The sequence below is a fragment of the Alkalihalobacillus sp. BA299 genome (assembly GCF_017745675.1).
Taxonomy (GTDB): domain Bacteria; phylum Bacillota; class Bacilli; order Bacillales; family Bacillaceae_F; genus Alkalihalobacterium.
In genome coordinates, this window is record NZ_JAFLJM010000008.1 from 18789 (window position 1) to 43679 (window position 24891).

Genomic DNA, 24891 nt, shown 5'->3' on the forward strand with positions numbered 1-24891 from the left:
TAAATCTTGACAATAATAACCGAGCTATAAAATAAATAAGGCGCCTTACACTTCATAGCATAAGACACCTTCTCATTTTAAACAAGGTTCGTATTCATTTTCAATGGTGCAGGAACGTCTTGGTTTTGAACTTCTTCTTCAATAACCTCTTCGATACGCTCAACGTTTGCACCTAGCTGTCTTAGTTTACCGGCGAGATCAACGTAACCACGATCAATATGTTTTAATTCAACAACACGTGTTACACCATCGGCAACTAACCCAGCAAGAATAAGAGCCGCACCTGCTCGTAAGTCGGTTGCAGAAACTTCTGCGCCTTGCAATGAACTAGGTCCACTAATAATTGCAGATCTTCCTTCAATTTTAATATTGCCATTCATGCGACGGAATTCTTCCACGTGCATGAATCGATTTTCAAATACGGTTTCCGTAATGACACTCGTTCCGTTTGATTTGAGAAGTAGTGCCATCATTTGTGCTTGCATATCCGTAGGGAATCCTGGATGAGGCATCGTCTTAATATCGATTGGCTTCAGCTGTTCGGGACCAATGACCCGAATGCCGTTTTCCTCTTCGATAATTTCAACTCCCATTTCTTCCATTTTCGCAATAAGTGGGCGTAAATGCTCAGAAACCGCTCCTTCAACAAGGACATTCCCACCTGTAATTGCAGCAGCTACCATAAACGTTCCTGCTTCAATCCGGTCTGGAATTACCGTGTGGTCGGCTGCGATTAATTCATTTACACCTTCGATACGAATCGTTCCTGTTCCTGCTCCGCGCACTTTTGCTCCCATGGCATTTAAATAATTAGCCAGGCAAACGATCTCAGGCTCTTCTGCAGCATTTTCAAGTACTGTTGTACCTTCTGCCATTGCAGCGGCCATCATAATATTTTCAGTTGCCCCTACACTTGGGAAATCTAAATATATTTTTGCCCCTTTTAAACGGCCATCGATTTTTGCTTCAATAAAACCATTACCGATTTCAACTACTGCTCCCATCGCTTCGAACCCTTTTAAGTGTTGATCAATTGGTCTCGATCCAATTGCACATCCACCTGGCAAAGCGATTCTTGCATGACCCACGCGAGCTAGTAATGGTCCCATCACTAGGAAGGAGGCACGCATTTTTCTTACATATTCAAAGGGTGCTTCAATTTTTAATGGCTTTTCTGCTTTTACAGAAAATGTGCCATTCTCATAGGTCACATCAATATTTAAATTTCGTAAAACTTCCTCCATCGTGTATACATCAGCCAAAGATGGCACATCATATATGTTGCTAGTGCCACGGCTAGCGAGAATAGATGCAGCGATTACTGGTAAAACAGCATTCTTAGCTCCTTCCACTTTTACAGAGCCAGAGAGCTGCTTACCGCCTTGGACAATAATTTTTTCCAACGTATTCCCCTCCGCGTCTTATTTTCAGCGTCTCTAATATATCAATATTCAGTCGTAATTATTGGCGTTCCAATTGTTATGGTTGTCTTAGCGCCCAACGTGGGATCTTGTCTTAACGCAACTTGCAAGTTCATGTTGTTACCGTTCGTATCGATAGAGTGTACCCATTGTCTATTATATGCAGAGATTGATACAAAAGTTTCTTCTTTTAATTCTTCAACTTTTTCAGCTGAGAACTTTTTTATTATCTCAGATCCGAATTCATACATCGATCTTTGTAATAATTCATCGCGGTGTCCTGTTACGGTTGTAAATACAGTAGGGGTTTCTACATATAACTGGTCAAGGCGTTCTTGAAATAACGAAGTAATTGTCTCTACATCTTGTGGTTTACCTTTTCCCATAAATTCATAAATGAGGTACATGGAGTAATGTTCTTCTAGAGGGTAAGCTAGAACAGTGAGTTGTTCAAATTCGGTTGTTCCAGTCACTTTCCAATGCTCATTATGCTTCCAATTGCTTGTTTCCCATTGAAAGCTTTGCTGTGAAGTCATCAATTCATTGAGTTTCTCTTCGTACTCATCGATACTTGCAACTTCTATTCCTGGCCCTCTCGTGTACAGTCTCCAATCTTCAATTTGAACAGCTTGCTCTTCCATCAAGTGAACAATGTCAACTAGTTGTGTTTGTTCTTTCGTTTCCCCGTGAGTTAAAATACTCATTGTAAATAAAAGAACCAATCCTACAATCGGCACTATTTTTTTCATCTCTCTGTATGCCCCTCTCCGTTACAAATAATTAATTAGTAACATTTTTTCCAATGAGAGGCTATACATACATGGAAGTTACAGTCAACTTTCGACAACTTCACCTGATTTAGAATAAGTATTTCAGCATCGTTGAACCATTAAGATAATCCAAAAAGAAGCTGCTGACTAGATAAGCTATTGCAATCGTTAGTAGGATCATTAATGTTTTAGCCTTCGGACCTTTTGGATCTTTTAAAAAGAGATCAAACTTAAAGGTCTGAAGTGCCCACCATGTGATCACAACGAACATTAGATTAACTGTTATATGTAGCAATCCTTGCATACCAAAGCCATCCATTGTACATACTCCTTTAATGGTCTAAAGATCACTGCATTGTTAACTATACTTTAACTCCCTTTTACGTGAAAAGGGACATTTTACCCAAAGTAAACAAAGCAATGCAACATACATAATACCTGATTTATCGATAAAAATCTACATTTCCGTGGAAATATACATAAAAATACAAAATCGAACCATAATTGATTTTGTCGAAAACCTGATCATTTTAACTAAAGACTCTTCATTCCATTCCACCATTTGCTAAATGACAAATCTAAAATAGCTTTCGTGGGGTTATTCGGTTAGACGACATCCTTGTGTTTGACGTTACATCATTTCTGATTTTTTTGTAGATTTGTTTTCGTACAGTGCATTCGAGCTAATAAGATTATTTACTTTAAATATATGCGAATATTGGCAATATCAGATTTATTTTTTACTCATTTTTAAAAAGATTTTTGTTAAAAGTCATTATTATTGCAGACCCTGTTTCATTTATTAGGGACTAACTCTATTTATTTGGGTCTAATGTAAATTATTTAGGTTTACCTTCATTTATTTGGGTCTATCTCCTTTTATTTGACCTAACTCAAATGATTCAAGCCAATGTACAGGGTTTTTGGCCCCCATTTCTGACATCTTCGAAATTTATGCTTTCTTATTCTTCAAAAAAAAGAACCTCCCAAGCGGAAGGTTCTTCTAAAAAGTAGGATTTTTATACGCGCATGAAAATTTGTGTGAAGTCAAAGTTCGTATTGAAAAAGTCGATCGCTACTTGTGGGACAACCCCTAGTCCAATTGTGGCAATGACAGCGATCACGACAACTATCGATGCTCCAATTGGGACTCTTAATGCGTCTGTTGAAGCAGGTCTTCTAAAAAATATTTGCGTCATGATGCCAAAGTAATAAAAGTAGGAAATGACAGACGTTGCAATCATCACGGAAGCTAAAATGAAATGTCCCGTACTTATCGCTCCGATAAAGATATAAAATTTACCCATGAACCCAGCTGTAATCGGGATCCCTGCGAGTGACACGAGGAACACGCCCATGCCAACAGCAAGCAGTGGCGAACGCTGGCCGAGCCCTGCAAAGCCTTTTAAATCTTCTGTGCCTGCTTCCGATGTAACGAACTGTAACACCGCAAATGCTCCTAAATTCATAAACAGATATACCACTAAATAGAACCAGACATTTTCAAACATAACGATCGATAACGTCGCAAATGGGACTAATAAGTAACCAGCTTGCGCCACACTCGAATACGCAAATAGTCGCTTCACATTCGTTTGGCGCAGCGCCATGACGTTACCGACAATCATCGTTAATCCAGCGATTACTGAAATGTAGATTTGTGTATCTAACAATAAAGGCTGAAGCGAATCAATACCATGCGCCCCACCGAAGACGACTAGTAAAAATCGTAAAATCAATGCAAATCCAGCCGTTTTTGATACGACACTCAAAAATGCAGTGACAGGTGTCGGTGCTCCTTGGTACACATCTGGTGACCACAAATGGAACGGCACCGCAGCCACTTTAAAAGCAAGCCCTACAAAGACTAAGAAAAACGCGAACGCTAACAGAAAGCTATTTTCCAAAACTACTGGATTTTGAAGTGCATCGCTAATTTCAAACAAATTCGTATGCCCCGTAAGTCCATACACATAACTCATTCCGAACAACGTAATCGCCGTCGCCACGCCTCCATTGATAACATACTTAAATGCCGCTTCATTCGATTGGAGGCTCTCTTTACGAAGACCCGCCATGACGTATGACGATAACGACAATAATTCTAAACCGACGAATAACGTGATCATATCAGCACTTGATGCCATAATCATTCCACCGAGTAATGCCGTTAACAATAAGTAGAAAAATTCGCCGCGATATTTGATTTCCTTTTTCCCATAATCGAGACCAATCAATAATACGAACAATGTACCCACTAGTAAAATCAGTTTAAATGCGACTGAAAAAGAATCGAGTCGGTACGTATCGTATAAGATCATTTGAACAGGTGCACCAAGCTGACCGAACAAGAAGATGAGGGCAAGCAAAACGCCACCAACTGCAAACCAGCCTAGAAAATTTTTGTCAACCTTATCCTTCATAAATAAATCAAAGAGTGATAGGAGAGTGGCAACGATCAAAATGGTAAACTCCGGTGCCATAATCCCCCACGGGTAGCTAAGTAGTGTTTCTAAATCCATAATCGTTTACCCTCCTATCCCTGCTAAGATGAATTGTAGTGATGCTTGTAATGGTTCAGCCAACACGCTCGGATACACACCAATTAAAACAATAAATGCTAACAACACAAGCACTGGGATCATTTCAATTGGCCTGATATCTTTAAGCTCTTCCCATTTTTTTGGAGTTGGCCCAAACGTAACATTTAATACAGCTCTAAGTAAGTACACAGCGGTTAAAATAATTCCTAACGTCCCAACAGCTGCAATAATTGGCATTTCTCTAAATAAGCCTAAAAATGCTAAAAACTCACTGATAAACCCAGACATTCCAGGTAACCCTAGCGACGCCATCGCACCGACTAATAGAAAGCCTGAAGCAATTGGCATCGATCGTCCTAGCCCGCTTAAGTTCGCGATCATTGATGTTTTCGTACGCTCATAATACATACCAATTAAGAAGAAAAGTAACGCTGAAATTAATCCATGTGATACGACTTGGAAAATAGCCCCTTGCAAACCGACATCATTTAAGGCTGCTACCCCAATGAGGACAATCCCCATATGAGAAATACTGGAGTATGCTAAAACCATTTTTAAATCGGATTGAATCAGTGCTAAATAGGCACCATATAAAAGATTAATTACCCCTAAAACACCGAGGACAGCTGCCATTTGCGTCACTTGTTCTGGGAAAAAGCCAACCCCTAAACGAATGAGTCCGTAGGCTCCAATTTTTAATAAAATCCCTGAGTGAAGCATAACAATTGCTGGCGGTGCTTGGACGTGTACGCGAAGCATCCAGCTATGTAAAGGGAAGATCGGCAGCTTAACTCCAAAGGCAACGAGTAATGCGACAAGTAATCCCCACTTGATGTTATCTGCTTCAGGTCCAATCATTTGCATGATCATCGTAATTTGATCGATGTTCGTTGTATTTGTAATCACAAACAACGTAACAATCGCAATAAGTAAAACCGCAGAACCTAATCCATTGTATATCAAAAAGCTATTCGCTGCTTTTTCTCGGTCTAAGAAGCCCCATTTTCCAATTAAAAAGTACATCGGGATGAGCGTTAACTCGAAAAACAAGAAAAACAGGAATAAGTTTTGAGAAGCAAATACACCAAGCATTCCGATCTCTAGAAGGAGGAATAACATAAAGTATGCTTTCCAGCCTGCTTTAATTTGAATCACCGAAGCAAGCGCCGCCAGCGTCGACACAACGGCTGTTAACAAAACAAGAACCATCCCAAAGCCATTCAACCCAAGCTCATAAGGAATGGATAAGTTCACCCCGTGAGCTAATAAACCACTGTTACTAAAATTAATCCACTCTCTCGTTTCCACAAATTGATTTCCTGAACCACCTTGATCAAAGCTTGTAAATGCAACAAACGCTAAGATGAGCGGTAAAAATGTTGCTGAAAAACCAATTCCTTTTAACAATTGATGTTGGCCTTTCGGTACAAACGCTAAAATGATGATCCCTACGAGTGGGGAGAAGATGAGTAATGAAAGCAAATATGAATCGGTCATCTGAAGTACCCCCCTGTCACGGTCAAGACGACAAGGATAATGACTAATCCTAGAAATGCCACGGCCCCATACGTTTGGACTTGACCATTTTGTAATCGAGCATTTAATCGTCCGAGCGTATCAGTCATACCGACTACCGCTTGAACCGTAAATTCAATTAAGTATCGCTCGATATATAACATTAAGTAACTTAAGATTGTCGTTCCTCTAACAAAGGTACGATTGTATAATTCGTCAATATAATATTTGTTGTAAAGTAAAATATACATGCTGCTGTCTTGAGCCAGCTTTTCTCGGGAAATAATACCTTTTCCGTAAATTAACCATGCGATAAAAATACCAAGTAACGAAACGAGGATAGCGACGGGCATAATCCAGCCTGGGTCATGCACATCCACATGTCCTCTCGTCCACGGGCTATCACTGAGCCAATCTCCTAAAAACGTTCCGAACCAATGCGTATGAACAAACCCTGAAATGATCGCTAAAATACCGAGTACCGTCATTGGCACCGTCATAATCGCTGGAGACTCATGGACTTTACTTTGATCCGCGCGCGGTTTCCCCGTAAATACCATAAAAAACAATCTAAACATGTAAATCGCAGTTAACAATGCGGTGATCAGCGCAAGCGCAAATAACACGTAGCGCCCGTCTTCAAACGTCGTAAGCAGGATTTCCTCTTTACTAAAGAACCCTGAGAATAACGGGAAACCGGCAATCGCTAAACAACCGATTAAAAATAACACCCCAGTTGTTTTCATCTTACTCCAAAGTCCACCCATTTCCTCAATGCTTTGCGTATGAACCGCATGAATGACACTACCTGCAGCAAGGAACAGCAATGCTTTGAAGAAGGCGTGCGTCATCAAATGGAAGACAGCCGCAACATAACCAGCCGAACCTAAAGCGAGCATCATATACCCTAATTGACTCACTGTCGAATACGCGAGTACTCGTTTAATATCTTTTTGTGTTAACGCAATCGTTGCAGCAAAAATCGCTGTAAATCCACCGATGACCGCTACGGTCGTTAATGCAACTGGTGACGCTGCAAAAAGCGGAAACATCGTCGCTACTAAGTATACCCCTGCCGCTACCATCGTTGCCGCATGGATTAAAGCTGATACAGGTGTTGGACCTTCCATCGCATCTGGCAACCACGTATGAAGTGGAAATTGGCCTGATTTACCGACGGCTCCAACAAAGATGAGGATCGAAATAAGCGTAATCATCCCTTCCGTTAGACCATTGGCATTCACAGCTTCAAAGATGACGGCATACTCAAAGCTACCAACTTGCCAGAATAAGAGGATCATCCCGATGAATAATCCGACATCCCCAATTCTTGTAACGATGAACGCTTTTTTCGCGGCAGCTCTTGCTTCTTCTTTGAAAAAGTAGAACCCGACGAGTAAGAAGGAACATACACCAACAAGCTCCCAGAAAATATAAAGCTGTAAAAGGTTAGGAGAAAGCACTAACCCTAACATTGAAAACGTAAAAAGTCCTAAATAAGAGTAAAACACCGGTACACGATAGCTATCCGTTGCTGTCATGTAACCTTTCGAATACGTATGTACTAAAAAACTAACTAACGTCACGATGACGAGCATTAAGGCATTGAGCTGATTGACTTCAAAGCCCATCGTTATCGTCCATTCTCCAATTGCTAGCCAGTCAAATTGTACTAACACATTATCACCTGTCATTCGCTCAAATAACACGAGGACTGACAAAAGAAATGCGATGAAAGAAAGTGCCATACCTACATAAGCACCGCTTTCCTTCAACCTGCGACCAAAGAGGACGAGGATGACGAAGGATAAGAACGGTAACAGTGGTATTAACCATGCATTTCCCATCATATCTATCACCTGCCCCTTTCTATCGCTTCATTAAGTCCATCTCATCGACATTTACCGTTTTGCGGTTACGATAAAGGGCAATTAAGATGGCTAAGCCTACAGCTGCTTCTGCTGCAGCAACGGTTATAGTAAATAACGCAAATACTTGACCTGTTAAACTAGGTGTTACCCCGTGTACGGCAAACGCAACTAGATTAATGTTGACGGAATTCAGCATCAATTCGATACAAATAAGAACGATCACCGCATTTCGCTTAGTCAGTACACCGAACATTCCTATACAGAAAAGGAGAAGTGCGACAACGAGATAGACCGATAAAGGAATACTACTCATTTTTCACCGACCTCCTCTTCCTCATCACTTTTTGCTAGAGCTACTGCACCAACAAGCGCAACAAGTAATATAACGCCTACCGTCTCAAAAGGGATTACAAACTTCGAAAAAATATCGATACCAATTTGACGAACGTTATTTTCATGAAGGTTTGTCGCTTGTTCACCAAATGAGAGATCGTTAATTCCGATAAACATAATGACAAAGAATACAGCAACGCCAGATAATGCTGCAAGTGTGCGCCATAAACTAACCGAAGCGAGCTTATCATCATGTTTCGTTAGCATGATCCCAAATAACATCACAATCGTTATTGCCCCACCATAGATGAGCACTTGAACGAAGGCGAGAAATTCAGCGGACAATAACACGTAAAACCCTGCAATACTGATGAACGTAAAGGCGAGCGCAATGATGATATGAACGACTTTTCGTAAATTAATCATGAGAACGCCGCCACTAATGGCGATGAGGGCAAGGACAAAGAAAGCGAGTAATTCACCATTCATGCTTTATTTTCCTCCCTCACGTTCGTATCGTTTTCATCGAGCCACTCTAAATTTTTAAACAAGTCATCGCGACTGTACTCCGCTAATTCGAAATTATTCGTCATGACAATCGCTTCTGTCGGACAAACTTCTGTACATAAGTCACATAAAATACAAATCTCAAAATTGATATCGTACGTATCAATAATCTTCCCTTTTTTATTCGGGTCTGGGTGTGGTTTTCCCGTTAATTGAATGCAATCGGTCGGACAAATATTCGCACACTGATTACAGACAATACACTTTTCCGGATAAAACTTCTGTATGCCACGAAAGCGATCCGGCATATCTATCGGTTCATCCGGATAACTTGTCGTCACATTTTTTTTCGTCAAGTTACTAAGTGTGTATTTCAACCCTTTGACTAATCCTTGACCTAACAATGTGATCACTCCTTAGTCGTGATTAAGCGAGTAGATTTAGTAAGAGCTGTTAAAAAGCGTCAATTAATGCCGCTGATCGCCCTCCCAAAACATACTTCTTAAACGTACTTCTTATAAGAAAAATTCTTTCACTATAGCTGTAAGTATAATGTTTAATAACGCAACCGGTAATAAAATCTTCCAAGCAAATTCCATCAACTGGTCTCCTCGCAGTCGAGGAAATGTTCCACGAATCCAAATCATGAAGAAAACAACGGCTGAAAATTTTAAGGCAAACCAAATTACTCCTGGAATAAACCCTAAGAATGGTAACGGATTCCATCCACCTAAGAATAGTACGGTTGTTAATGCCGCCATCGCAAATAAATATACGTACTCAGCAAGCATAAAAAATGCCCAACGGAAGCCTGAATATTCGACGTGGAAGCCGGCAACTAACTCTGATTCTGCTTCCGGTAAGTCAAACGGTGTACGGTTTAATTCCGCTGTCGCTGCAATAATGAATACAATAAACCCAAGGATCTGTGGAATAAAGAACCACAAAGTGGCTTGTGCATTGACAATTTCAATTAAGTTTAGACTTCCTGTTAAAAGAACGACCCCAACGACAGATAATACAAGCGGTATTTCGTAAGAGATCATCTGAGCAGCTGCTCGCATTCCACCCATTAAAGCATACTTATTATTTGATGCCCAGCCACCGGCTACAACCCCAATGGTCGTAATTCCTGAAACGGCGATATAGTATAAAAGTCCAACGCCAATATCTGTGAAATACAGGTTTTCAGAAAACGGAATTACCGCAAGCACGGCAAAAGCTGGTACGAACGCAAGGATCGGTGCTAATACGAATAACGGTTTATCAGCTTTTTTCGGTATCGTATCTTCTTTTAATAAAAGCTTTAAAACGTCAGCAACAGTTTGAAGTAATCCTAATGGACCACCTATACGGTTTGGACCGACACGAAGTTGAATAAAACCTAATACTTTTCGTTCTGCTAAAATTGCATACGTTACAAAACCAAGAACAGCACCTAAAAGCCCTGCTCCTATGGCAAAATAAATTAAAAAGTTTGTCCAACTTGGCGCTGATGTCAGGAGATCATTTATCATTAGCCGTCAACCTCCCCAAGGACAATATCAATGCCACCTAAAATCGCAATTAAATTGGCGATCGGTTGCCCTACTAATAATTTCGGTAAAATTTGCAGGTTATAAAAAGATGGTCTTCTAAACTTTAAGCGATAAGGCTCTTTTTTACCTTGACTTGCAATATAACAGCCAATTTCCCCGCGTGGCGACTCGATTCGTACAAATGTTTCACCTGCTGGTGGTTTAATAATTCTTGGCGTTTTTGCGAGAATCGGCCCTTCACTCGGAAATTGCTCGACAGCTTGCTCGATAATTTTAATCGATTCTTCAATTTCCTTCATACGACACATATACCTTGCCCAGCAATCACCTTTTTCTTCAACAGGAATATCAAAATCAAAGCGATCATAGATTGAATACGGCTCATCTTTACGTAAATCCCAGTTTACTCCTGTTGAGCGAATATTCGCCCCACTTAACGAATATTTGATCGCATCCTCTTTCGTATACGTCCCTACATCTTTAATACGGCTCATGAAAATTTCATTTCCAGTTACAAGGTTATGGTAACCTTCAAGCTCTTTTCGCAAGTATGGAACTAAGTCTCTTACTTTTTCAATCCAGCCTGGAGGGGCATCCCATTTTACTCCACCAACTCGCATGTAGTTAAACGTTAATCTTGCCCCTGAAATTTCATTTAATAAGTTAATAATCATTTCCCGCTCACGAAAAGCGTATAAGAACGGGCTCATTGCTCCGATATCAAGTAAATATGTACCAAACCAGACGAGGTGACTAGCAACACGGCCAAGCTCCATTACGAGAACACGTAAATACTCTGCTCGTTCCGGGATTTCTAGTTCCATCATCGTTTCGACCGCATGACAGATTACATAATTATTCGTCATCGCCGACAAATAGTCCATTCGGTCTGTATAAGGTATGATCTGCGTATATTGGAGGTTTTCCGCAAGCTTCTCCGTACCGCGATGTAAATAACCAATAACAGGGATCGCTTCTTTAATGATCTCCCCATCAATTTTAACAACGAGACGAAATACACCGTGCGTACTCGGATGCTGTGGACCTACGTTTAATAACATTTCTTCCGTACGTAACATTCGTTACACCTCCTCGTCGTGCTGCTCGTAATCTTTTCGTAGGGGATGCCCGACCCAATCATCAGTAAGCATAATTCGTGTTAGGTTTGGATGACCTTCATAGACGATCCCTAGTAAATCATACGATTCTCGTTCTGGCCAGTTCGCCCCATCCCATACGGGAGTAATCGATTCAATCACAGGTTCATCTCGGTCAATTTTTACCTTTAATGCAATGTTTTCTTTTGTTTTAAAAGAATACAAATGATTATACACTTCCATATGTGTTTCGAAATCCGAACCATGATGTTCTGATAAATAATCAAAGGCGAGTAGTTCATTATGCTTTAAAAACTGAGCAAGCTTAAAGTACGTCTCCTTTTTAGCAACTAACGTCGGCACGTCCTTACCTAGTCTATTAATATAGGCATCTTCTAGCATATCTTCGCCTAAATTCTCACTTATAACTTTTAAGTACTTATCAAGTAGCGGTTGATTGGGCGACGCTTGCTCTTGCTCGGTATTTGCAGAAGTAGCTTCATCCGCACTGGCTGCTTTCGCTTTGGCCGCGGCGGCTGCTTTGGCCTTCGCAATTGCGGCCGCTTTCGCTTTCGCCTTTTCATCATCACTATCACCAGCTCCACCAGCCTTCGCGGCAGCAGCCGCCTTCGCTTTAGCCGCGGCTGCTGCCTTTGCCTTCGCTGCTGCGGCGGCTTTCGCTTTCGCATCGTCACCTTGTGCGTCTGCTACTTCTTCCTGTTTTTCACTTGTAACCGCTTCCGATTGATCAGCTTTCTCTTGCTCTTTATCCTTCAGTTTCTTTAATGCTTCCGCACGAGCTTTAGCAGCTGCGGCTGCTTTTGCCTTTTCATCACTCATCGACTGATCACCCGCTTCCCAGTCTTAGCTTCATAGCGGATTTTTTCTTGTAGCTTGTTGATTCCATAAATTAATGCTGCCGGATTTGGTGGGCATCCCGGAATATATACATCTACCGGTACAATTTGGTCAACCCCTTTAACGACAGCATATGATTTTATGTATGGTCCACCTGCAGTCGCACAGGAACCCATGGCAATTACCCACTTCGGTTCTGGCATTTGGTCGTATAAACGCTTTAAAATTGGTGCCATTTTCTTAGTCACTGTTCCTGAAACGATCATACAGTCTGATTGCCTAGGAGACGTTCTAAAAATAACACCAAAACGGTCTTGGTCATAGTGCGATGCGCCCGTTCCCATCATCTCGATGGCACAGCAAGCTAACCCGAAGGTCAATGGCCACAACGAGTTACTTCTAGCCCAAGCTTTCACTTGTTCTAATGTGGTAAAAAAGACGTTACGTTCTAGCTCTTCTCGCTCTGACTTAGTGATGCTATCTAAATTTAGATCCATGTTAACACCTTCTTCTTCCACGCATAAATTAATCCGATTAATAACATAATCATAAAGATGATCATTTCAATTAAAGCAAAAATTCCTAAATAATCGTAAGCCACTGCCCATGGATATAAAAAGACAGTTTCTACATCAAATAATACGAATAATAACGCAAACATATAGTAGCGCACATTAAATTGAACCCAACTACTCCCAACCGGTTCTACACCACTTTCGTACGTCGTTTGCTTTTCCTTCGTTGGATTATGTGGTCGTAAGAAACGACCAGCTGTAAGCGCAACCAAAGGTAATATTATTCCTAACATAATAAAAACGGCTACAACTAGGTAGTTGTTTTGATACAAGTGATAAAGCGGATCCATTTTGCCTCACCTCACCCTCCATGCCATATTCCTTTTCGTTTCTATTGCTCGTGTAAACTCCCGTAACTTCTCGATCTATAAAATGATGACGGATGCTAACACAATGATTAGTCAAACTGCCAACAATTATCATATAAAGAATTTTCCCAATGTTGGAAGCTTCACTATATTTAATCGTAACCATTATAGCAAATCCTATATAGGGTGTCGACTGTCACAAAACTGTAAAATATATTATAAAAAACGATTTGTTTCGGGAACACAACAAAAGAAAATCTACCACATTTTGTAAAACCCATAATACCAGGCATTTCCCAATTTTTACTGCTATTTAATATCTGTTAAACAACTAAAATTTTATTATCTCTATTAGTAAGTATTATACAAAAAATACCTTACAGCTATGATATTTTTCACTTTTTTTCATTATAATTATCAATTGTTTTATGGGGTTGTATCTAAAGTGAGAGGCTTTTTAGGAATCTCTCAAAACTTATCTACTTTTTTGAGTAACAGTTCCATTTTTAAGTAATTTTGTTTTGATTTTTTTAATTAGGCTTCAATCCAAAGACTGCGTTTATATTTTAGTAGTTTCTTCTGGTTTTTTTAGAGTGTTCTAAAGTCTATTTTAAATGTGTTCTCGCTTCTATTTTCAACTTTCGGTAATTTATTTTTAAGTTTTCCTGATTTATTTTTAACTTAGGTGCGTTTATTTTTAACTTTCCCTAGTTTATTTTCAACTTTGCCCCTTTTAAAGATTTCTCGACAAAACCAAACAAAATTCGACCATGTAACTGCTTACTGTACTCCTGTTGACTCTGCTCCTATGGGCCTTACTCCATCAGGTTTTCCACGCATTCTTTGATTAGCTCAACTCCTACTCCGCTTCACATAAAAAAAGCACAAAGAACTCTGTGCGAGCCTTTGTGCTTTTTTACTTATTGTTTTTCGGTAACTCCTAAGCGGTTAACAGCTCTGCGTAATGCAAGCTGGGCACGCTTAAAGTCAATTTCATCTTGTTTTGCTTCGTTAATGCGGCGCTCTGCACGTTCTTTTGCAGCACGAGCACGAGCAACATCGATATCTGATGGCAGTTCAGCAGCTTCCGCTAAGATCGTTACTTTTTCTGGACGGACTTCAATGAAGCCGCCAGTAACAGCAACGAATTGAACATCAGAACCGTTCTTTAAACGAACAGCTCCTATGTCTAGTGGAGCAACTAATGGAATGTGTCGAGGAAGAATACCTAGCTCTCCGCTTTGTGCACGAGCGCTAACCATTTCTACTTCGCCCTCATAAACCGTGCCATCAGGAGTTACGACACTGACAGTCATTGTCTGCATGTAAAACCCTCCTCGAGTAGCAATACGGGTTTGATCTATTTGTATTCGTCAAAAGTAGTGGTGAGTGTTCAAACACCCACCCCTACAGATTCGCCTAAAATTATGCCATTTGTTTTGCTTTTTCAACAACTTCTTCAATACGTCCAACTAGACGGAATGCATCCTCTGGAAGATCATCGTATTTACCTTCTAAGATCTCTTTAAATCCATTTACTGTTTCTTTTACTGGTACATAAGAACCTTTTTGACCCGTAAACTGTTCAGCAACGTGGAAGTTTTGAGATAAGAAGAATTGGATACGACGTGCACGGTGTACGACTAACTTATCTTCTTCAGAAAGCTCATCCATACCTAAGATTGCGATAATATCTTGTAACTCTTTATATTTTTGAAGAGTTTGCTGTACTTGACGAGCAACTGTATAGTGCTCTTCACCAACGATTTCAGGAGAAAGTGCACGTGACGTTGACGCAAGTGGATCTACCGCAGGGTAAATACCCATCTCAGAAAGTTTACGCTCAAGGTTAGTCGTTGCGTCTAAGTGAGCAAACGTTGTCGCTGGAGCTGGATCCGTATAGTCATCGGCTGGTACGTAGATCGCTTGGATCGATGTAACTGAACCAACTTTTGTTGATGTAATACGTTCCTGTAATTTACCCATCTCTGTTGCTAGAGTTGGCTGATAACCTACTGCTGAAGGCATACGTCCTAATAGGGCTGATACCTCAGAACCTGCTTGAGTAAAGCGGAAGATGTTATCAACGAATAGAAGTACGTCGGCACCTTCTTGGTCACGGAAGTGTTCTGCCATTGTTAATCCAGTTAATGCAACACGCATACGTGCTCCTGGTGGCTCATTCATCTGACCGAATACCATTGCCGTCTTCTTGATAACGCCAGAATCCGTCATTTCGTGGTAAAGGTCATTTCCTTCACGTGTACGTTCACCAACACCAGCGAATACTGAAATACCGCCATGCTCTTGAGCGATGTTATTAATTAATTCCTGAATTAATACTGTTTTACCTACTCCTGCACCACCAAATAGACCGATCTTACCACCCTTGATGTAAGGTGCTAGTAAGTCTACTACTTTAATACCTGTCTCAAGAATTTCTGTTTGTGTAGAAAGTTCTTCAAACTTCGGTGCTTCACGGTGGATTGGTGCTTTTTGAACATCTGCGGCAACCGGCTCATCTAAATCGATTGCTTCCCCTAATACGTTAAATACACGCCCTAGTGTAGCTTTTCCAACTGGTACTGAAATTGGAGCACCAGTGTCTAATACATCTACACCACGTACGAGACCGTCCGTAGATCCCATCGCAACTGTACGAACTGTATCGTCACCAAGATGTAAAGCAACTTCAAGTGTTACTGTTACATCAACCGCATTTTTCGTTGAACCTACTTGCTCAACTTTAAGTGCATTATAGATTTCAGGAAGTTGACCGCTTGGGAACTTTACGTCAACAACTGGACCCATAACTTGAGTAATGCGACCTTTATTCATCAGTTTCCCTCCTAATACTTGCTTTTGAAACGTTCATGATCGTTCTTTTTAGGGAAATCGTCGGTTAAGTTCTCACGTCCTATTACGATGAACGGGTAGAACTTAACGACGTAACACCCTACGTATTTTAACTATCTATCAAAAGTTCGATTCAAATTGATAGAAGTCTAATTTATTCGTTATTCAAGCGCTGCTGCACCGCCGACAATCTCGGTAATTTCTTGAGTAATCGCCGCCTGACGTGCACGGTTATATGCAAGAGTTAAGCTATCAATTAATGCTGTTGCATTATCAGTCGCTGCACTCATCGCTGTCATACGAGCACCGAACTCACTTGCTTTCGCATCAAGTAAGGCACCGTAAATTAAGCTTTCTGCATATTGTGGAAGAAGCTGTTCTAAAATGGCTTCTTCTGAAGGCTCATACTCATAAGATGCTTTTGCACCATTAGAAGAAATGTCAGTAAGCGGCAAAACCTTATGTTCCGTTACTTCTTGTGTAATCGGGCTGACAAAATGGTTGTACCAAATATACAGCTCGTCAAAAATCTCATCTGAGAACATTTCTACCGTTGTACGAGCTAGGTTTTTAATGTCATTGAATGAAGGCTGATCCCCTAACCCAGTAATTTCCTGAATGATAGGAAGATTACGGCGTTTTAACAGATCACGGCCAATTTTTCCAATCGCAATGATCCCATACTCGTCTGGAGAACTGTGTCGCTCTTGAATTGTATTTAAAACACCACGAATGATACTTGAGTTATACGCTCCTGCTAAACCACGGTCAGACGTAATAACGATATACCCTGTTTTTTTGACAGGACGCTCTTCAAGCATTGGATGCTTTGCGTCGGTATTGCCAGAAGCAATACTCGCTACAACCTCGCGAATTTTTTCTGTATAAGGAAGGAACGATTTTGCCTTTTCTTGTGAGCGATTCAGCTTTGCAGCAGAAACCATTTCCATCGCTTTTGTAATTTGCCTCGTTTTCTTTGTCGAGTTAATTCGCGTTTTTATATCTCGAAGTGAAGCCACTTTATTTCACCACCTTTTCGCTAACTGGTTTTCCTAGAAGTTGTTCATATTCAAGAACAATTACTTGCTCGTATTGAAGCCTTTTTTGAATTCTTCAATTGCAGCATTTAAATCACTTGCTTCTGGAAGTTTACCAGTTGTACGAATGGTATCTAATAGATCTTTCTTATTGTGCTCTAAGAAAGTAAACATTTCAGACTCAAAACGTCTGATATCTTCAACTGGAACATCATCAAGGAATCCTTTTGTTAATGCATAAAGGATTGCTACTTGCTTCTCAACAGCTAACGGCTCATGTAAACCTTGCTTTAATACTTCAACCGTACGTTGTCCACGGTTAAGCTTCGCTTGAGTTGCTTTATCTAAGTCAGAACCGAACTGAGCAAATGCTTCAAGCTCACGGTAAGATGCTAAGTCAAGACGTAGCGTACCAGATACTTGCTTCATCGCCTTAATCTGTGCTGAACCACCTACACGTGATACGGATAAACCTGCGTTAATCGCTGGACGTACCCCTGAGTGGAATAGGTCAGATTGTAAGAAGATCTGTCCGTCTGTAATTGAGATAACGTTTGTTGGAATGTATGCTGATACATCCCCTGCTTGAGTTTCAATGAATGGTAGTGCAGTAATTGAGCCGCCACCTTTTGCATCACTTAACTTCGCTGCACGCTCTAATAAACGAGAGTGAAGGTAGAATACATCCCCTGGGAATGCTTCACGACCTGGAGGACGACGAAGTAATAATGAAAGCTCACGGTATGCAGATGCTTGTTTTGTTAAGTCATCATACACAACAAGAACGTGCTTACCATTGTACATGAACTCTTCACCCATTGTTACCCCAGCATAAGGAGCTAAGAATAATAATGGAGCAGGTTCAGATGCACTCGCTGTAACTACGATTGTGTAGTCTAAAGCTCCACGTTGACGAAGTGTTTCTACAACACCTGCAACTGTAGATTCTTTTTGACCAATTGCAACGTAGATACAAATCATATCCTGGTCTGCTTGGTTTATAATTGTATCGATCGCAACAGATGTTTTACCTGTTTGACGGTCACCGATAATTAACTCACGTTGTCCACGGCCAATTGGTACAAGTGCATCAATAGACTTGATCCCTGTTTGTAGAGGCTCGTGTACTGATTTACGATCCATTACACCAGGTGCTGGACTTTCAATCGGACGAGTTTTGTTTGTTTCAATTGGGCCTTTTCCATCAAGAGGTTGTCCAAGAGGGTTTACTACACGACCTAGTAACGCCTCACCTACAGGTACCTCCATGATACGCCCTGTACGTTTTACTTCATCGCCTTCACGGATATCCGTAAATGGACCTAAGATGACGATACCGACACTGTTCTCTTCAAGGTTTTGGGCCATACCCATTACACCATTTGAAAACTCAAGTAACTCACCGGCCATAACGTTTTCTAATCCATGAGCAAGGGCGATACCGTCACCAACACGAATTACTGTACCTACGTCAGTCACTTCAATGTCAGATTGGAAGTTTTCAATTTGCTGCTTTATAAGAGAGCTAATTTCTTCAGCTTTGATGCTCATATTGTTCACCCCTATCTTCTTCTAACGATTACCAGCGACTAAATTGCGCTCTAATCGGTCTAACTGGCGTTTGATGCTTCCGTCATAAATGCGGTCACCAATACGAATTTTCATTCCACCAATAAGTTTCGGATCAATAATGTTTTCAATATAAAGCGTTTCTACGCCCACTTTCTTTGCGAACGTTTTAGAAATTTGGACTTTATCTTCTTCTGATAAAGGCTTTACAGTGTAAACTTTCGCCTCTGCGACACTTTGTGCTTCATAAGCTAACTCTTGAAATTTATTAATGAATGGAATAATTAAACTTCCTTTTTTTCGTTCCACCATGATTAATAATGAATTAAGTACATATTCACTTACAGCTTGTTCAAAGCTTCTCTTAATCATTTCTGTTTTTGTTTCTTGCAAAACTTTTGGATGTTCAAGGACAGTACTTAATGTATCTGTTTGTTCAAAAACCGCTTTTACAAGCTGAAGCTCATCACCAATTTGCTTTAGAATACCTTTCTCTTTCGCTAATTGAAAAAGAGCTACAGCATAACGATTCGCTACTGCTTTGTTGCCCATAGCTCTTCGCCTACCTCTTTAAGATATTCTTGAATTAGTTGATCTTGTGCTTTCTCATCTAATTCTTTCTCGATTACTTTCGTAGCAATTAATACTGATAATGATGCAACTTGTTCACGTAAAGCAGTAACAGCTTGTTCTTTTTCACGTTGAATTTCAGCAAGCGCGCTTTCTTTCACACGTTCAGCTTCAGTTTTTGCGGAAGCAACAATTTCTTCACCTTGCTTCGTACTAAGCTTTTTCGCGTTTTCAAGGATTTCTTGTGCTTCTTGACGGGCACGTTTGATTTCCTCACGCTGTTCTTCTAAATATTTTTCGGCTTCTTTACGATTGTTTTCAGCCGTTTCAATTTCATTAGCAATATGCTCTTCACGTTGTTTCATCATCCCCATAATCGGGCCCCAAGCAAATTTCCTGAGTAAAAATAAGAGGATAAAGAATGTCATCAATGTATAGAGGGCGTCTCCCCATGCAATGTTACTAAACACTATGGATTCACTCCTTTCAATGGTTATACAAAAGGAATGGCGAAGGCTCTTTTTTTAGAACACACTCCGCCATTTATTAAACAGTTGCGAACGGCTTCTTATTAGTTACCCATTACTAAGAAAGCAATAACGACCGCGATAATTGGTAATGCCTCTACTAACGCGACACCAATGAACATAACTGTTTGTAATGTATTTTTTAATTCAGGTTGACGAGCAATACCTTCTACTGTACGACTTACGATAAGACCATTTCCTAAACCAGCACCAAGTGCCGCTAAACCTACTGCGATTGCAGCTGCTAAACTTCCCATTGATAAATCCTCCCTTAAATGTATAAAAGTTTTTTTAATAATATTTAAGCTCTTGAATGTAAATTTTTTAGAGCAAAAAATAAACAAATTAACTAAATCAGCAATTAATGATCGTCACTGACTTTATGTGACATATATACCATCGTTAGCATCAAGAAGATAAATGCTTGAATTGCACCGATGAAAAGACCAAACGCTTGCCATGCGATCGTCGGTAAGATACCTGCGAAAAATCCAACCGCACCGCTTGTACCTAACGCAGCCAGTAGGGCTAATAATATTTCTTTTGCATAAAGGTTACCATAAAGACGCATTCCAAGAGTTAACGTGTTGGCAAACTCTTCAATTACCTTTAATGGAAACATAAATTTCATAGGTTTGAAGAAGTCTTTTCCGTACCCTCCAAATCCTTTCATCTTTATGCCATAGTAGTTCGTTAATACGATGACCATCACTGCCAATGTTAAAGTAATAACAGGGTCAGCTGTTGGTGATTTCCACCATAACACATGGTCCTTCGTATGAATTCCAAATGGTATACCTAAAAAGTTAGAGACAAGGACAAAAAGGAAAATGGTAATACCTAAAGCAAAGAAGCGCTCACCAGTCTTCCAGTCCATGTTATTGTTAATAATCCCTTTTACAAAATCAATGATCCACTCAAACACATTCTGCATACCGCTTGGCTTCATTTGAATGTTCCGAGCACTGATAAATCCAATAAGGAATACAATGACTGCAGCAATCGTTATCATCATGACATTGGACATATTGAAAAGGAGACCAAAGATTTCTTTGGTAGGAGCATAATGATCCAAATGATTTCACCTCTCTTCTTGCAATGAACGTATTTTTTGAATAAAAAAATCTAAAAATATGATAAAATAGGTCGACATTAAACCTATTACCACACCGTAAAGCTGGATCGTTTCAGGGTACCTTGTTGCTACGATAACACCGATCGCTGCTAACGCTAATCTCGTTAACGTACCTAAGGAGTACATCTTCCTTCCCTCTTCAACAGCTTGTCCAAAGCGTTTCACTTTACTGAACAAACTCCAAAGAATGAGAAAGCTAAGAATGGTCCCTAAAATGAAGCCTAGAAAAAACGATTCGTAAGGAGTAAATCCCCAACCTAAAACGAGGATAGCCAATAAAAATAAAGTGTACTGAATGTAACGTCTCATATTGGCTGCAAAACTTGTCATGAATCATCTTCTCCTAAAAACTGTCCGAGTAACCGGATTAAACCATACACGCCTGATCCTAATCCTAACAATAACCCGATGATCATAAAAAGCGGGCTCATGTTAAAGTAACTGTCTAACCATCTTCCACCTAGTACACCTACTACTACAGGTCCAACTAAGTACGATGTGATGGCTGTCATTAAAGCCATAGCCCGATAAGGTTTTTGCGGCTTTTGGTTTGCCATAGGCAGGACCTCCATAGACGATTACGTAATATAGTTTTTCATGATGAGGTTTACGTGTTTTACAAAGTAATACGTTTCATATGTATTATTTTTTTGAACTACATGACATGATATGTAAACCTTCTCATTACATCCTTTGTAATCGTACAATAGGGGAAACCTGATGTCAACGTGTTTTACCAATAAAAACACAGGTGAATTATGCTAATTTTAGGTGTTCACACATTTGTCAAATCTCAGTTGTTCGTATTATTATGTTTCCAAAGTTTTACTGTGTTATTCATCAAGTTTTATAATAAATGAGATATATCATAATTTCCTTTTTTTATTTAATATATATTATTTTGGAAAAATTACTTATAAAAATAACCGTGAAGAATTTAAGTTATTCTCCACGATTATTTTTTTCTTTTTGTAGATGGTTTAACTCATCTCCTATAATCACCATCGTCTCTAGTGTATCTTCTTTGCCATCTTGCCTTGCGAAAACGAGCGCTTTGTATATTCCATCCGGCAGCTTAATTCCCTCAAGTTCAACTTCTAATAACCCTCTTCCGATATCTTCTTTTGTATCGAGATACGTAATAAATTCAAATGTATCTGGATCATATAAAGCGATTCCTACTTCTGCTGCTCCACCTGGCAAGTACATCTCGTAACGGTACGTGCTTATAGAGTCGCCTCTTTCAAAGCTAAAAGCCATAACACGCGGGTAGTCAGGTTCTTCGATAAAAAATAAGTAAGGAACTCGTATATCTTCTCTTCCACCTTGAATAACGATATCTCCATGATGAACTCCTTCTTTTAAAACTGCTGGAAAAATATCCATGACGACTTCAACTTCTTTTTTTCCACCTGGTGGAATTTGAAAGGAAAATGGAACCTTCCATTGCACGCCATCAGGGGCATCAAGTGGCGGAGAAACGTAATAGGTATTTTTTTTATGACTATGATTTTCAACAGTTAAAGTTACCTTTTTCACTTCTCGTCGATCATCAGCCGCCCATTTACCAAATGTGACTGCTCCCGGAAGCACGAGCGTATCTGTCTGCACTGCTTTATCTACCTGAATACGCCCTGCTCCTTGTTCGTGAGGCAAATATGGTTTTCCGTCACGATCAACGAGCCGTTTTCCTGTATTCATAAGAGCTGCTTTAATTTGATCTGGCGTCCAATTCGGGTGCGCTTGCTTAATGAGCGCGGCAGCTCCAGCGACATGAGGAGCCGACATACTCGTTCCGTTTAACCCAAGATACCCTTTTGGGATGGTACTATCAATCGATACCCCAGGAGCAACAACATCAGGCTTCACTTCCCAAGTGTGGGTTACTGGCCCTCTCGATGAAAACGGGGCTAGTAAATCTTCTTCGTGACGAAATACCGTCCTCAGCTCTCGTTTGCCTTTCACCTCTAGCTTTTCCTTGAGCCACTCACCATCCTCTTTTGATATGGTCGCTACAGGAAATTGGAGCGGTTCACCGTCGATCGCTCCCATAAATGAGCCTGACGTGTTATTGTAAATAATTAACCCTACGGCGCCGCTATCCATTGCATTTTTCGCTTTTTCAAAAAATGGAATGATCCCTCTTTTCACCAATACAATTTTTCCGTTGACAGCTTCCATTTCTTCTTTTCTACCTAACCCAGCAAAAACAAGACGATGGTCACGACGTAAATTCCACGGGAGTGCTCCCGACATGGCATTTACTGCGATTTCACGGTCTTCACCAAAAATAGTAATGTATGGCGTTTGTAGCGGCGGAGAAGACGCTCCCACTGATATCGCTTTCGTTGACGTTCCCGGCGAACCGACCGTCCACATATTTGGCCCACTATTTCCATTCGACGTAACGGCCACCACTCCTAGCTCTACTGCTCGATCTAGCGCAACACTCGTTGGCCAGTCTGGTCCATTTACAGCATTCCCTAATGAAAGGTTAATGATATCGACACCATCTTCTACAGCCCTTTCAATAGATTCAATCACTTGCTCGGTTGTTCCTTGACCACCAGGACCTAGTGCTCGGTACGCATAAATTTCTGCTTCAGGAGCAACCCCTTTAATTTTTCCATTAGCAGCAATGATTCCTGCTACATGTGTACCGTGGATCGTAATACCGCCTTGTTGCGGAGTTGTTTCCATTGGGTCTTTGTCGTTATCGACAACATCGTAACCACCTTTGAAGTTCGGCTTTAAATCAGGATGACTGTAGTCTATTCCTGTATCGATAACGGCTACTTTTACTCCTTTTCCGGTCAATTTTTCACCAGAACGATCTAGCTGATTACGAATATTATTCGTTCCAATAAAAGGAACGCTGTCATCAATGGTCGTTTGGTACGTCATCACATGATCTACTCGAGCGACCCCTGTCATTTTTTGTAATTTAGGTAAATCCTTTTGTTTTAACTCTAACGAAAACCCATTATAAACGAGTTTAAATCGTTTTCTAACTGTACTTTCAGGAATAGCTTCTTGAACTTCAGTTATGACTTGGTCTATTTTATCTTCACTCACTTCGACCATCACAATCTGATGCTCTTCACCCTTTTCTGCTACGTTCAAAGGTGGTCGCTCTGGAAATTGGCTCGCCTCTGCAGGATATATTGACAGTGCATGGAAAACAAGTTGTACCATAACGATTACAGCAAGCAGCCTACCTTTTTTCATTGGAGCTTCCCCTTTCTCTTCGCATGAATTGTTTATTTAGTATGTAACAAATGGGTAAAATTCATGAATGTGAAAAAAATAATATGGAAAGCGGAAGGTGTTTGCTTATCGGCGACAAGCGCTGGAGGGCCAGCAATTAGTGTCCTGACTTCTGGACACGTTTGCTGGACCGAAGCGACCTCGAGCCGATGACACCTGCAGCTAGACAAGAAAAGCGGAAGCGCCCGTTTAGTGGCGTATGGACTGGAGTACTCCGTATGAGATAAAGGAAACACGGGGAGCAGCAGCGAGCCGATGTTAACTTATCGTAAGGAGGAGAGCGAAGTCCACTAGACGCTGGGCGCTGTAGCTAGACATTAACAAAAGCGGAAGCGCCCGTTTAGCGGCGTATGGACTGGAGTACTCCGTATGAGATAAAGGAAACACGATGAACGGTAGTGAGGCGATGTTGACTTATCGTACGGCGGTGAGGGAAGTCTCACTAGGCGCTTGCTAGACATCCTAAAATTTATACTCTCTAATTATTTAAAAAGAGACCCCATGTTCACCTCCACGCACCCGAAAACATTCGCACAGCATTTTGTACGAGCGTTGTATTGTTAAGTGCTAGAAGGTAATGGTAGTCTCTAAACT

At 40.6% G+C, this 24891-nt stretch carries 24 protein-coding genes and 1 pseudogene; all 25 read right to left on the reverse strand.

All coding sequences use genetic code 11. The features are described 5' to 3' along the window. Positions 1-77: 77 nt before the first annotated feature. On the reverse strand, positions 78-1403 hold the full coding sequence (murA, locus tag J0N78_RS12010; protein WP_209123343.1) for a UDP-N-acetylglucosamine 1-carboxyvinyltransferase: 1326 nt from the start codon (positions 1401-1403) through the stop codon (positions 78-80). A gap of 41 nt (positions 1404-1444) precedes the next feature. Further along, positions 1445-2170, reverse strand: coding sequence for a YwmB family TATA-box binding protein (locus J0N78_RS12015; protein WP_209123344.1), 726 nt, complete (start codon positions 2168-2170; stop codon positions 1445-1447). Positions 2171-2279: 109 nt separating this feature from the next. Continuing rightward, positions 2280-2510 (reverse strand): DUF1146 family protein, encoded by a 231-nt coding sequence (locus tag J0N78_RS12020; protein ID WP_209123345.1) that lies wholly within the window; start codon positions 2508-2510, stop codon positions 2280-2282. Positions 2511-3210: 700 nt separating this feature from the next. After that, positions 3211-4713 carry an NADH-quinone oxidoreductase subunit NuoN gene (nuoN, locus tag J0N78_RS12025; protein ID WP_209123346.1) on the reverse strand — a complete coding sequence of 501 codons (1503 nt, stop codon included), beginning with the start codon at positions 4711-4713 and terminating at the stop codon, positions 3211-3213. A 6-nt stretch (positions 4714-4719) separates the two neighbouring features. Continuing rightward, a complete protein-coding gene (locus J0N78_RS12030) occupies positions 4720-6231 on the reverse strand; it encodes a complex I subunit 4 family protein (protein WP_209123347.1) in 1512 nt (503 codons plus the stop codon). Then, complete coding sequence (gene nuoL, locus J0N78_RS12035) at positions 6228-8099, reverse strand: NADH-quinone oxidoreductase subunit L (protein WP_209123348.1); 1872 nt, start codon at positions 8097-8099, stop codon at positions 6228-6230. The genes J0N78_RS12030 and nuoL overlap by 4 nt, the downstream gene beginning before the upstream one ends. Positions 8100-8118: 19 nt before the next feature. Continuing rightward, positions 8119-8433: an NADH-quinone oxidoreductase subunit NuoK gene (gene nuoK, locus J0N78_RS12040; RefSeq protein ID WP_209123349.1), complete on the reverse strand. Its 315-nt coding sequence runs from the start codon at positions 8431-8433 to the stop codon at positions 8119-8121. After that, positions 8430-8942, reverse strand: a complete 513-nt coding sequence (locus J0N78_RS12045) for an NADH-quinone oxidoreductase subunit J (RefSeq protein WP_209123350.1) — start codon at positions 8940-8942, stop codon at positions 8430-8432. Before J0N78_RS12045 ends, nuoK begins: the two co-directional genes overlap by 4 nt. Beyond that, positions 8939-9364, reverse strand: coding sequence for an NADH-quinone oxidoreductase subunit NuoI (nuoI, locus tag J0N78_RS12050; RefSeq protein WP_209123351.1), 426 nt, complete (start codon positions 9362-9364; stop codon positions 8939-8941). Before nuoI ends, J0N78_RS12045 begins: the two co-directional genes overlap by 4 nt. A gap of 111 nt (positions 9365-9475) precedes the next feature. Continuing rightward, the gene (nuoH, locus tag J0N78_RS12055; RefSeq protein ID WP_209123352.1) at positions 9476-10477 is read right to left on the reverse strand and encodes an NADH-quinone oxidoreductase subunit NuoH; all 1002 of its coding nucleotides are present in this window, start codon (positions 10475-10477) and stop codon (positions 9476-9478) included. Next, positions 10477-11577, reverse strand: a complete 1101-nt coding sequence (locus J0N78_RS12060) for an NADH-quinone oxidoreductase subunit D (protein ID WP_209123353.1) — start codon at positions 11575-11577, stop codon at positions 10477-10479. Before J0N78_RS12060 ends, nuoH begins: the two co-directional genes overlap by 1 nt. Before the next feature lie 3 nt (positions 11578-11580). Further along, positions 11581-12450: pseudogene (locus J0N78_RS12065) on the reverse strand (NADH-quinone oxidoreductase subunit C); the annotation flags it as partial. Beyond that, positions 12432-12950: a NuoB/complex I 20 kDa subunit family protein gene (locus J0N78_RS12070; RefSeq protein ID WP_209123355.1), complete on the reverse strand. Its 519-nt coding sequence runs from the start codon at positions 12948-12950 to the stop codon at positions 12432-12434. The gene J0N78_RS12070 and the pseudogene J0N78_RS12065, both read right to left, overlap by 19 nt. Next, positions 12941-13318 (reverse strand): NADH-quinone oxidoreductase subunit A, encoded by a 378-nt coding sequence (locus J0N78_RS12075; protein WP_209123356.1) that lies wholly within the window; start codon positions 13316-13318, stop codon positions 12941-12943. The genes J0N78_RS12070 and J0N78_RS12075 overlap by 10 nt, the downstream gene beginning before the upstream one ends. A gap of 938 nt (positions 13319-14256) precedes the next feature. Then, a complete protein-coding gene (locus J0N78_RS12080) occupies positions 14257-14661 on the reverse strand; it encodes a F0F1 ATP synthase subunit epsilon (protein WP_209123357.1) in 405 nt (134 codons plus the stop codon). Between the two features lie 100 nt (positions 14662-14761). After that, the gene (gene atpD / locus J0N78_RS12085) at positions 14762-16174 is read right to left on the reverse strand and encodes a F0F1 ATP synthase subunit beta (protein WP_209123358.1); all 1413 of its coding nucleotides are present in this window, start codon (positions 16172-16174) and stop codon (positions 14762-14764) included. 179 nt (positions 16175-16353) lie between these two features. Next, a complete protein-coding gene (locus J0N78_RS12090; RefSeq protein WP_209123359.1) occupies positions 16354-17211 on the reverse strand; it encodes a F0F1 ATP synthase subunit gamma in 858 nt (285 codons plus the stop codon). Positions 17212-17271: 60 nt separating this feature from the next. Beyond that, the gene (atpA, locus tag J0N78_RS12095) at positions 17272-18780 is read right to left on the reverse strand and encodes a F0F1 ATP synthase subunit alpha (protein ID WP_209123360.1); all 1509 of its coding nucleotides are present in this window, start codon (positions 18778-18780) and stop codon (positions 17272-17274) included. 21 nt (positions 18781-18801) lie between these two features. Then, positions 18802-19350, reverse strand: a complete 549-nt coding sequence (locus J0N78_RS12100) for a F0F1 ATP synthase subunit delta (protein ID WP_209123361.1) — start codon at positions 19348-19350, stop codon at positions 18802-18804. Beyond that, positions 19332-19796 carry a F0F1 ATP synthase subunit B gene (atpF, locus tag J0N78_RS12105; RefSeq protein WP_209123522.1) on the reverse strand — a complete coding sequence of 155 codons (465 nt, stop codon included), beginning with the start codon at positions 19794-19796 and terminating at the stop codon, positions 19332-19334. Before atpF ends, J0N78_RS12100 begins: the two co-directional genes overlap by 19 nt. A 143-nt stretch (positions 19797-19939) precedes the next feature. Continuing rightward, on the reverse strand, positions 19940-20152 hold the full coding sequence (atpE, locus tag J0N78_RS12110; RefSeq protein ID WP_209123362.1) for a F0F1 ATP synthase subunit C: 213 nt from the start codon (positions 20150-20152) through the stop codon (positions 19940-19942). A 104-nt stretch (positions 20153-20256) separates the two neighbouring features. After that, positions 20257-20970 carry a F0F1 ATP synthase subunit A gene (gene atpB, locus J0N78_RS12115; protein WP_209123363.1) on the reverse strand — a complete coding sequence of 238 codons (714 nt, stop codon included), beginning with the start codon at positions 20968-20970 and terminating at the stop codon, positions 20257-20259. A 6-nt stretch (positions 20971-20976) separates the two neighbouring features. Next, positions 20977-21360, reverse strand: coding sequence for an ATP synthase subunit I (locus J0N78_RS12120; protein ID WP_209123364.1), 384 nt, complete (start codon positions 21358-21360; stop codon positions 20977-20979). Continuing rightward, complete coding sequence (locus tag J0N78_RS12125; protein ID WP_209123365.1) at positions 21357-21587, reverse strand: AtpZ/AtpI family protein; 231 nt, start codon at positions 21585-21587, stop codon at positions 21357-21359. Before J0N78_RS12125 ends, J0N78_RS12120 begins: the two co-directional genes overlap by 4 nt. Before the next feature lie 385 nt (positions 21588-21972). Continuing rightward, positions 21973-24258 carry a S8 family serine peptidase gene (locus J0N78_RS12130; RefSeq protein WP_209123366.1) on the reverse strand — a complete coding sequence of 762 codons (2286 nt, stop codon included), beginning with the start codon at positions 24256-24258 and terminating at the stop codon, positions 21973-21975. Positions 24259-24891 lie beyond the last annotated feature (633 nt).

Bases quoted from the DNA above. Each gene is read 5' to 3' on its own strand.
- J0N78_RS12015 (WP_209123344.1), bottom strand. From the start codon at position 2,170: ATGAAAAAAATAGTGCCGATTGTAGGATTGGTTCTTTTATTTACAATG.
- J0N78_RS12020 (WP_209123345.1), bottom strand. From the start codon at position 2,510: ATGGATGGCTTTGGTATGCAAGGATTGCTACATATAACAGTTAATCTA.
- nuoN (WP_209123346.1), bottom strand. From the start codon at position 4,713: ATGGATTTAGAAACACTACTTAGCTACCCGTGGGGGATTATGGCACCG.
- J0N78_RS12030 (WP_209123347.1), bottom strand. From the start codon at position 6,231: ATGACCGATTCATATTTGCTTTCATTACTCATCTTCTCCCCACTCGTA.
- nuoL (WP_209123348.1), bottom strand. From the start codon at position 8,099: ATGATGGGAAATGCATGGTTAATACCACTGTTACCGTTCTTATCCTTC.
- nuoK (WP_209123349.1), bottom strand. From the start codon at position 8,433: ATGAGTAGTATTCCTTTATCGGTCTATCTCGTTGTCGCACTTCTCCTT.
- J0N78_RS12045 (WP_209123350.1), bottom strand. From the start codon at position 8,942: ATGAATGGTGAATTACTCGCTTTCTTTGTCCTTGCCCTCATCGCCATT.
- nuoH (WP_209123352.1), bottom strand. From the start codon at position 10,477: ATGATAAATGATCTCCTGACATCAGCGCCAAGTTGGACAAACTTTTTA.
- J0N78_RS12060 (WP_209123353.1), bottom strand. From the start codon at position 11,577: ATGTTACGTACGGAAGAAATGTTATTAAACGTAGGTCCACAGCATCCG.
- J0N78_RS12070 (WP_209123355.1), bottom strand. From the start codon at position 12,950: ATGGATCTAAATTTAGATAGCATCACTAAGTCAGAGCGAGAAGAGCTA.
- J0N78_RS12075 (WP_209123356.1), bottom strand. From the start codon at position 13,318: ATGGATCCGCTTTATCACTTGTATCAAAACAACTACCTAGTTGTAGCC.
- J0N78_RS12080 (WP_209123357.1), bottom strand. From the start codon at position 14,661: ATGCAGACAATGACTGTCAGTGTCGTAACTCCTGATGGCACGGTTTAT.
- atpD (WP_209123358.1), bottom strand. From the start codon at position 16,174: ATGAATAAAGGTCGCATTACTCAAGTTATGGGTCCAGTTGTTGACGTA.
- atpA (WP_209123360.1), bottom strand. From the start codon at position 18,780: ATGAGCATCAAAGCTGAAGAAATTAGCTCTCTTATAAAGCAGCAAATT.
- J0N78_RS12100 (WP_209123361.1), bottom strand. From the start codon at position 19,350: ATGGGCAACAAAGCAGTAGCGAATCGTTATGCTGTAGCTCTTTTTCAA.
- atpF (WP_209123522.1), bottom strand. From the start codon at position 19,796: ATGACATTCTTTATCCTCTTATTTTTACTCAGGAAATTTGCTTGGGGC.
- atpE (WP_209123362.1), bottom strand. From the start codon at position 20,152: ATGGGAAGTTTAGCAGCTGCAATCGCAGTAGGTTTAGCGGCACTTGGT.
- J0N78_RS12120 (WP_209123364.1), bottom strand. From the start codon at position 21,360: ATGACAAGTTTTGCAGCCAATATGAGACGTTACATTCAGTACACTTTA.
- J0N78_RS12125 (WP_209123365.1), bottom strand. From the start codon at position 21,587: ATGGCAAACCAAAAGCCGCAAAAACCTTATCGGGCTATGGCTTTAATG.
- J0N78_RS12130 (WP_209123366.1), bottom strand. From the start codon at position 24,258: ATGAAAAAAGGTAGGCTGCTTGCTGTAATCGTTATGGTACAACTTGTT.